At 75.7% G+C, this 2,483-nt stretch carries 2 protein-coding genes; both read left to right on the top strand.

What is annotated here, in order from left to right; translation table 11 throughout:
- Positions 1 to 94 precede the first annotated feature (94 nt).
- Positions 95 to 1,522 (top strand): dihydrolipoyl dehydrogenase family protein, encoded by a 1,428-nt coding sequence (locus tag ACYVE9_RS22860; RefSeq protein ID WP_461029775.1) that lies wholly within the window; start codon positions 95 to 97, stop codon positions 1,520 to 1,522.
- Between the two features lie 148 nt (positions 1,523 to 1,670).
- Positions 1,671 to 2,393: a FadR/GntR family transcriptional regulator gene (locus tag ACYVE9_RS22855; protein WP_461029774.1), complete on the top strand. Its 723-nt coding sequence runs from the start codon at positions 1,671 to 1,673 to the stop codon at positions 2,391 to 2,393.
- Positions 2,394 to 2,483: the final 90 nt, after the last annotated feature.

Genomic DNA, 2,483 nt, shown 5'->3' with positions numbered 1-2,483 from the left:
CGTCCCGTCCGTGGCGGGGCCCCGGCCGCACCGGACGCCGCCGGCCCGGCGCGCTCACTCGGCGGGGCCGGGGGTGCGGGGCCATCATGGCCGGATGGACCTCTACGACGTGATCGTGCTGGGCGCCGGACCGGTGGGCGAGAACCTCGCCGACCGGTCCCGCGCAAACGGACTGTCCGTGGCGCTGGTGGAGAGCGAACTGGCCGGCGGTGAGTGCTCCTACTGGGCGTGCATGCCCAGTAAGGCGCTGCTGCGCCCGGCGGCGGCGCTCGCTGACGCCCGAGCTGTCGCCGGCTCGCGTGAGGCGGTCGGTGGCAGGCTCGACGCCGCGGCCGTGCTGGCCCGCCGGGACGACTTCGCCGCGCACTGGGACGACTCCGGCCAGGTGGAGTGGATCACCTCGACCGGTGCCGACTTCATCCGCGGCCACGGCCGGCTCGACGGGCCGCGGCGGGTGGTGGTGGAGACCGCGGAGGGCGGCCGGCGGGAGTTGAGCGCGGAACACGCGGTGGTGGTGTGCACCGGCACCCGGGCCGCCCTGCCGGATCTGCCCGGCATGGCCGAGGCGGCCCCCTGGGCCAGCCGGCAGGGCACCGGCAACCAGACCGTTCCCGGCCGGCTCGCGCTGTTCGGCGGCGGCCCGGTCGGCCTGGAACTGGCCGCGGCCTGGCAGTCCCTGGGCTCGGCGGTGACGCTGCTGCTGCGCGGTGACCGACCCCTGCCGCACATGGAGCCGTTCGCCGGCGAGCTGGTGGCCGACTCGCTCAGGGCCGCCGGTGCGACGGTGCGCACGGGCACCTCCGTCACCGGTCTGCACCGGCCGTCCCCGGAGGGCCCGGTCACGCTGCGACTGGACGACGGCGGCGAACTGGTCGTGGACGACGTGCTGTTCGCCACCGGACGCGAGCCCCGCACCGACATCATCGGGTTGGAGTCGGTGGGGCTGGAGCCCGGCGGCTGGCTCGACGTGGACGACAGCTGCCGGGTGACCGGGGTGCCGGGCGGCTGGCTGTACGCCGCAGGCGACGTCAACCACCGGGCGCTGCTGACGCACCAGGGCAAGTACCAGGCGCGGATCGCCGCCGCGGCCATCGCGGCCCGTGCGCAGGGGGTGCCACAGCTGGAGACGGACCGGTGGGGTGCGCACGCGGCGACCGCCGACCTGGAGGCCGTGCCCCAGGTGGTGTTCGGCCCGGTGGAGACCGCCGCGGTCGGCCTCACCGCGGAGGAGGCGAGCAGCCGGGGACGCAAGGTGCGGGTGGTGGACTACGAGCTGGGCAACGTCGCCGGCGCGTCCCTGCACGGCGACGACTACCGGGGGCGGGCCCGCATGATCGTCGACGAGGAGCGGCAGGTGCTGCTGGGGGTGACCTTCGCCGGCCCGGCGGTGAGCGAACTGCTGCACGCGGCGACCGTCGCGGTGGTCGGTGAGGTGCCGATCGAGCGGCTCTGGCACGCGGTACCGGCGTTCCCCACCATGAGCGAGATCTGGCTGCGACTGCTGGAGACGTACCGGGGCTGAAGCCCGGAGCGCCACCGCCGGGACCGGCCCGACGCGCGGCGCGGCCCCGGCGGTCGCGCGTCGGGGCCAGCCTGGTGGGGACCCCGGTGCGTTCGTTGGGTTGTGCGGTTGTAGGATGACTGGGCAACCGGACGAGAGAGGAGCTGCTGTGGCACTGGAAACCGCGGGACGCCGGTCCCTGGTGGACGTGGTCGTGGAGCAGCTCCGCACCCAACTGACCGACGGGCACTGGCAGGTCGGTGCCCGCATCCCCACCGAGCACACCCTCGCCGAGCAGCTCGGCGTCGGCCGCAACACCGTGCGGGAGGCCGTGCGGGTGCTGGTGCACGCGGGGCTGCTGCGCTCACGCCAGGGCGAGGGCACCTTCGTGGTCTCCTGCGCCGACCCCGGCGACATCATGCGGGCGGTCCGGCGAGCCGGCATCCGCGACGTGCTGGAGCTGCGCATCGCGCTGGAGACGGAGGGGGCACGGCTGGCCGCCCTCCGCCACGACCAGGCCGACCTGGACCGGATCCGGGCCGCGCTCGCCGCGCAGGCCGCCGGCGAGGACGAAGCGGGCCAGCCCGCCGGCGGCCGGCACGAGCTGTACGCCGAGCACGACACCGCCTTCCACGTCGCGGTGGTCGAAGCCGCCCACAACACCGCGCTCACCGCCACCTACCGGTGGTTCAGCAGCTCGGTGCGCGAGGCGCTGCTCGACGCGCTCCGCGACGACCAGATGCCCGGCATCATCGCCGGTGACCACCAGGCGGTGGTGGACGCTATCGCCTCCGGTGACGCGGGCGCCGCCGAGCAGGCCGCCCGCACCCTGCTCGACGTCCCCAGACGGGCCGTCGACGACCTGCTCGCCAAGATCCCCGACGCGCCTTGACGCCCGCCCCCACCCGACGCGGCTGACGTCCGCGGCGGCGCCGCGCCACCCCCGCACCGGGGTGCACGGTCCCGACGGACGCGCCCGGGA

Source organism: Streptomyces sparsus, assembly GCF_054776295.1.
This window is presented reverse-complemented; position numbering and strand designations above follow the sequence as displayed.